Source organism: Microvirga tunisiensis, assembly GCF_009296175.1.
Lineage (GTDB): Bacteria > Pseudomonadota > Alphaproteobacteria > Rhizobiales > Beijerinckiaceae > Microvirga > Microvirga tunisiensis.
Genome location: NZ_VOSK01000346.1, coordinates 1 through 6,073, shown reverse-complemented (window position 1 = coordinate 6,073; position 6,073 = coordinate 1). Strand labels below are relative to the sequence as shown.

At 62.9% G+C, this 6,073-nt stretch carries 6 protein-coding genes; all 6 read left to right on the top strand.

The window, feature by feature from the left end:
* Positions 1-540: 540 nt before the first annotated feature.
* The 6 genes from FS320_RS45515 (at position 541) to FS320_RS36150 (ending at position 5,774) form a co-directional block, all read left to right on the top strand.
* Complete coding sequence (locus FS320_RS45515) at positions 541-711, top strand: hypothetical protein (RefSeq protein ID WP_153885376.1); 171 nt, start codon at positions 541-543, stop codon at positions 709-711.
* Positions 712-760: 49 nt separating this feature from the next.
* Positions 761-1,276 carry a PIG-L deacetylase family protein gene (locus FS320_RS36165; protein ID WP_152717175.1) on the top strand — a complete coding sequence of 172 codons (516 nt, stop codon included), beginning with the start codon at positions 761-763 and terminating at the stop codon, positions 1,274-1,276.
* Positions 1,277-1,470: 194 nt separating this feature from the next.
* On the top strand, positions 1,471-2,676 hold the full coding sequence (locus tag FS320_RS36160; RefSeq protein ID WP_152717174.1) for an HlyD family secretion protein: 1,206 nt from the start codon (positions 1,471-1,473) through the stop codon (positions 2,674-2,676).
* Between the two features lie 94 nt (positions 2,677-2,770).
* The gene (locus tag FS320_RS48865; protein ID WP_338105629.1) at positions 2,771-4,141 is read left to right on the top strand and encodes a glycosyltransferase family 2 protein; all 1,371 of its coding nucleotides are present in this window, start codon (positions 2,771-2,773) and stop codon (positions 4,139-4,141) included.
* On the top strand, positions 4,102-4,641 hold the full coding sequence (locus FS320_RS48860; protein ID WP_244627610.1) for a hypothetical protein: 540 nt from the start codon (positions 4,102-4,104) through the stop codon (positions 4,639-4,641). Before FS320_RS48865 ends, FS320_RS48860 begins: the two co-directional genes overlap by 40 nt.
* Before the next feature lie 20 nt (positions 4,642-4,661).
* Complete coding sequence (locus FS320_RS36150; protein WP_152717173.1) at positions 4,662-5,774, top strand: cache domain-containing protein; 1,113 nt, start codon at positions 4,662-4,664, stop codon at positions 5,772-5,774.
* The last annotated feature ends 299 nt before the right edge of the window (positions 5,775-6,073 follow it).

Here is a 6,073-nt window from a genome sequence, read left to right as displayed (position 1 = left end):
GGCTCTGGAGCGCTTGCCCCGAACTGTCCCGCCGTGGGCCTTGCGATGAAGCCGGTCGGAGAGCCGGATGCGGTAGCGCCGCACGTCCGGTTCGATGAGCGGGGATGGGAAACGGGGCGTTGCCGCATGGCCCAAGCTACCGCGCCCATCCTCGACTCTACCTTCTCAGAAGTAGACCGAGGGTCTGCTCTCGCGAGGAACAGCGGACGTTCCTGGACGCAGAGGGATCGTCAGTGCGTGACCCGGAGCAGACCTTGGCTGATCCGAGTCAAGCGGCTCGTGTACCGAACAATCCGGCGGCCGAGCTCGTGCCAGTGGCTCCTTAAGTGTCCTTCAGCATTCGCGCTCACCTCGGGTCGGGCAAAGCCGCCCTATAGACTGGCACCTTACTGATCCACTGCCCTGAGCGCCGATGGAAGCGTCCAAATACGATCAAAGGACATCCTATCCGGTTCCATAGAGGGCATGACGTGCAATTCGAGGACTTTCTTCTTACGCGTGCTTGAGGTATGGCGGCCCTCCGAACGAGGGTTGACGACCATGCCTCACGACAGCGGGTCGCGTCACGAACGCGAGCGGGAGCGCCAGATCAGAGCCGTTCAGGCTCAGATGAACCAGCAGGAGCGGACGACCCGCACCGGCTTGTTCTGGCTGTCGGTCTTGGCAGCCGTGGCGTTCATCGGACTGGGCGTCTGCCTCGTGAACCTGTAGGGGCAGCCGAGGACGCGGCGGTCGCCCGCACGTTGGGCTGTGACGTGCGTTGGCTGGGGCTGCCGAATGCCATCTCCCGCGACCGCTACGCCTCCGACCACGAGCTGTTCGGACCCTTGCCGGCGAAGAGAAGGGACTCGCAGCCCACCTGGCTGAGGAGATCCGCCACCTGCCAGAGTGGCGCAAGGGCAACCACGTGTTCGTGCCGCTCGGCATCGGCTCGCATGTGGACCACCAGCTCGTGTTCGACGCCAGCCGCTGCCTGGCAGCCCAGGGGGAGGTCTATGCCTACGAGGACTGTCCCTATGCCATCCACACCCCGGAAGGCCGGCGTACCCGGCTGGCTGTGCTGGACGGCAAGGTGGGCGAGCCGGTGCTGGTGCCGGTTGGAGGGACGCTGGAGCAGCGGCTGGAGGCGATCGCCTGCTACGCCAGCCAGGTGCCGGTGATCTTCCGCTTCACCCAGAATTTCAGGGGTGCCGTGACAGGCTTCGCACACGAAGTCGGCGGGGAGCTCGGACCGGCCGAGCGCTTCTGGCCCGTTTTGCCTGCTGGCGCCGCATAGGACATCCAGTCGCTGCCAAGAATCATTGCTGAACCTACCGCTTCTGGGCTACCCCAATGGAAACGTAACGGCCAGGTTAAGACTTTTGTCTTTGATCTCCCTCGTCGCCTGATCGCGGATGCGTCTTTGATCAGAGAACAAGGGCAAAAGTCGTTGTAACCTAGTCCGTTTCAGACCCGATCGAGCTCTGACCTATGAAACCCTTCCGTATCTTCTTGGGAGTCATCCTGCTCCTTGGAGGGCTCTATGTGGTTGTCGGCGAGCACCTCTCGGGCACCAGCGCCGACGCCACGATCAACGCCCGCACCTTCGTTCTGCGTGCCCCGATCGAGGGAACGGCCGAGTTCGGCGTCCGGACCATCGGAGCCCGCGTCTCCCCGGAAGAACCGGTGGTACGGATCACCGACAGCCGCTTTGATACAGCCCGCCTGATCGATCTGGAGCGGACCCGCTCGACACTGGAGGCCGACCTCAGCCGGATCAGAGCCCAGTCCGCTGCCGTCGAGGAAGCCCAGGAGGTCCAGCAGAAGCAGGCAAAGGATTACCAGGACGGGCGAATCCGCCAGATCTCGTCACGGATCGCCGAGGCACAGGCGACCCAGAATGCCGCGGAGGCACGCCTGCGCGAGGCAGAGAGTGCTCTCAAGAGAACCACGGAACTGAATTCGCGTGGGGTCCAGACGGCCATCACCCTCGACCGCGCCCAAGCCGAGTTCGATGTCGCAAAGCAGGAGATCGCCAGCGCCCGCCAGCGCGTCACATATCTCGCGACAGAGCTCACCTCGGCTCAGAACGGCGTCTTCATCGGTGATTCCTATAATGACGCACCCTTCTCGATCCAGCGGATCCGGGAATTCGACTTGCGCCTGGCCGAGCTCGCGGCGGAGACCGACAACATCAGCCGCCGCCTGAAGCTGACCAACGAGCAGATCACGGCGGAGCGCGTGCGGGTCAATCGCCTGACCTCGGCTGATCTCGGGGTTCAGAGCCCGGGCATCGTTTGGAACTTCTTCGCCAGCAGCGGCGAGCACGTCAATCAGGGCCAGGATCTTGTCAGGTTTGTGGACTGCTCTGCCGTGCTCGTGACGGCCAGCGTGAGTGAGACGGTGTACTCCCGTCTGCGGGTTGGGATGCCGGCACAGCTCAGGCTCAACGGCGACAACCAGGTCTTCAATGCAACGGTCACCCGCTTGGGGGGCTCGGGCGCGGCCGGTCTCTACAGCACCCTGGCGATCGGCCCGAGTCCCGAGCACCTCACCCGCTTCGACATCGCCCTGAGCGTTCCGGAGCTGGCCAACAGCCCTGAACTCTCCTGCGCTGTGGGCCGAACCGGACGGGTGGTCTTCACAGGGGGGCCTCTGGCGGACATCCGGCAGATGCTTCAAGGCGTCGGCCTCTGATGCTCCTTCTCGACCAGAACCTGTCCAGCTTTGCAGGACTGGCCGTCGTGATCGGTCTCGCCCTGCTGTTCCTGCCGCTCCTGAAGCCGAGTGGGTGCGCGCGCTCATGTTCGGCCTGACGGCGGGGCTCGGCTGGCGCTATATGGTCTGGCGGATCACCGAGACTGTTCCGGCCTTCGGTCTGACGGCGGATGCGATTGCAGGCTGGATGTTTGTTGGTCTCGAGTTCCTGGCCATGGTTTCGGGAACGCTCGGCCAGTTCATCCTCAGCCGCCGCAAGGAACGGCACGAGGAGGCCACTCGCCATGCCAACTGGTGGGGCGACAACCCGCCACCACGGGTCGACCTCTACATTGCGACGTACAACGAGGAGCTTGAGGTCCTCGAGCGTACCCTTGCTGGAACCCAGGCGCTCGATTACCCCAACCTGCACGTCTTTGTGCTCGACGATGGGCGCCGCGACTGGCTGGCGGATCTCTGTAAACGCTACGGCGCCGAGCATCGCACCCGCCCCGACAACAGTCACGCCAAGGCCGGCAATATCAACTACACCCTGAGGCAGCGGCTGAACGAGCCAGATGCGCCGGACTTCATTGCGGTTCTGGATGCCGATTTCGTGCCGCACACGAACTTCATCCGTCGAGCGATCGCCCTGTTCCACGATCCCGGCGTGGGCCTCGTCCAGACGCCGCAGCACTTCTTCAACCCCGACCCGATCCAGCATAACCTCGGCATCTCGCAAGCGTACCCTGACGAGCAGCGCTTCTTCTTCGATCACCTTCAATCATCGCGCGACGCTTGGGGTATTGCGATCTGCTGCGGCACCTCCTCCATGACCCGGGCCAAAGCCATCCGCGAGATCGGGGGATTGCCGACCCAGAGCGTCACAGAGGATTTTCTCCTCACGATCCGCTTGGATGCGAACGGCTACCGCACCGTCTACCTCAACGAACCTCTGACCGAAGGCCTCGCCCCTGAAGGCGTGCAGGAATACATCGTGCAGCGTGCCCGCTGGTGTCTTGGCATGATGGAGATCGTGCGCAACGTCTACAATCCGTTCGGGGCGCACAACCTCCGTTTCATGCAGCGTCTCAGCCTGCTCGACTCCACCCTGTTCTGGTCCACCAGCTTTCTGTTCCGCCTGGTGTGTCTCATCTGTCCGCTGCTCTACTGGTACTTCGGCATCATCGTGGTCGAAGCGGCGCCGACAGACATCGTTTGGTACTATGCTCCATACTATGCCGCCGTTCTGATCGGTATGAACTGGGCCTCGGGCGGGCTAGTATGGCCGGTCCTCAGCGATGTGTTTCAGCTTCTCGCCGCATGGCCGATTACCAAGGCCGTCGCAATGGGCTTACTGACCAAGGGCCCTCACAAGTTCCGTGTCACGGCCAAGGGCGGCGACCGAACCAAAACCGTCGTGCAATGGCCGATCATGAAGCCTTCGCGGTCCTCTTTGCACTGACTGCCTTCGGGCTTGTCCTGCCGCTGGTGTTCCCGGAATACTTCCTGCACGTGGCGAAAGCCGGAGACGGCATCAGGGTCATCCTGTTCTGGACGATCTACAACCTGATTGTGCTCGCGGTCACGATGTTGGCCTGCATTGAGCGTCCGCGGGTGAACCGGCCCCAGCGTGAGAGCATCGAGATGGCCATGCTGAGCATCGGACGGCAGAGGCTCCAGTCCTGGGTGCTCGAACTTGGCATCGACGAGGCTCGCGTTCGCGGGCCATCGCAAGTGCCGCTGGGGGTAACCGGAACGCTGGACCTTGCCGATGTCGGCGATGTTGCCGTTCGCGTCTCCAACGAAACGAACGACGGCTACCGCCTTGCTCTGCGCCCGACCCCTGATCAGCGGGATGCGATTATCCGCAAGCTGCATACGGCTGATGCAAGACCTGGCACGATGCAGTCGGATCCAGTCGGCATGGTCAAGGGCTGGATGCGCAGCCTGGCGTCGCGATAGGGAAAGAGTGGAGAGAGACGATGCGTTGGGGGTTGAAGCCAATCGTGTTCCTGTGCGGCGCCGTGCTGCTGCTGGTGCCGGCCATCGTTGCCGGCACTATGTTCACCAATGCCATGCAGCAGCGAGCCGAGGCAGCCAACAGCGCACGGCTTCGGCTCCCGGGCGAGATGGTTGCCGATCAGCTCGGGCAGCGCATGCATCAGCTCTGGCTTGACGTGGAAGCGCTGGGGCAGATTGCCAGCCTGGACAACAGCGAGGAGGCACGCCGCCAGTTCACTTTTCTGACCCGGGTTGATCATCGCGTCTCCTGGGTGGGCGTTGCGGATCCGGAGGGGAAGGTGATTGCCGCCTCCAATGGCATGCTTGAGGGGGCCAGCGTCGCTGAGCGCCCCTGGTTCCGGCGCGGCCTCAACGGTCCTGCGGCAACCGACGTGCACGAAGCGGTGCTTCTTGAGAAACTGCTTCCTGCGGCTCCGGAGCCTCGCCGCTTTGTGGATTTCTCGGCGCCGATCAAGGCTCCAGACGGAGCTGTGCTGGGAGTGATCGGGGCTCACTTCGACTGGAACTGGGTCAGGGAGAGCTTTCAATCCTTCAAGGGACCGGGCCTGGATGTTCTCCTGGTCTCCCGCGACCAGACTGTTCTGCTGGGACCTGGTGATCTGCAAGGCACGAAGCTGGCCGTGGGATCAGCGATCGCGGCAGGGCAGGCGGTGTCGACCTCCCTGCGTGAGCAGTGGCCTGACGGCCGGGAGTACATGACGGCTGTCATCCCTGCTGTTCGCTACAAAGACATGCCGAGCTTTGGCTGGAGCGTCATCGTCCGCGCGGAGTCGAATACGGTTCTGGACCCGACGCGGGCAATCTCTCACGCATTCTGGATGCTTCTCGGGGGCGGTTTGCTGGTGGCTTTGGGATTGCTGTTCCTGCTGGTATCCTGGATCACCAAGCCCCTCCACCGCCTGATCGCAACGGGTGAGCGGCTTGCCAGCGGCCGCATGGACGAGCCGCCTCATGACGAGACCCGCTATAGGGAAGTCGCTCGCTTGAGCGCCCTGCTGGTGCGCCTTCAGACCCACTCGGTTCGGCCGTATCAACCGGCTGGGAAAGCAAGAAAAGGATCGGTGTCCTCATGAGACGTTCGTGACGTGAGGAGTCTCAGCCAAGTGCCAACAAGCCGCTTAGGCCGCATGTGGCGGGCACCGGTGTCTAACGGATCCGACCATTGCTCCAGAACGCCCTGAGTCTTCGATCTCTTGCAATCCACTGAACATTAAGGACGCGATCTCCGGTTGGCCGGAAAGTCTCCTAATGGGATGGTCCGGCCGTGCTTCTGCCCCGCTTGTTCGTAAGCTGTGGGGCTTCGAGCCACGCAAGGAGCACGTCTCATGTCACGGTCTTCTTTCTCTGCCGCCATTGCCACCCTGGGTATCGA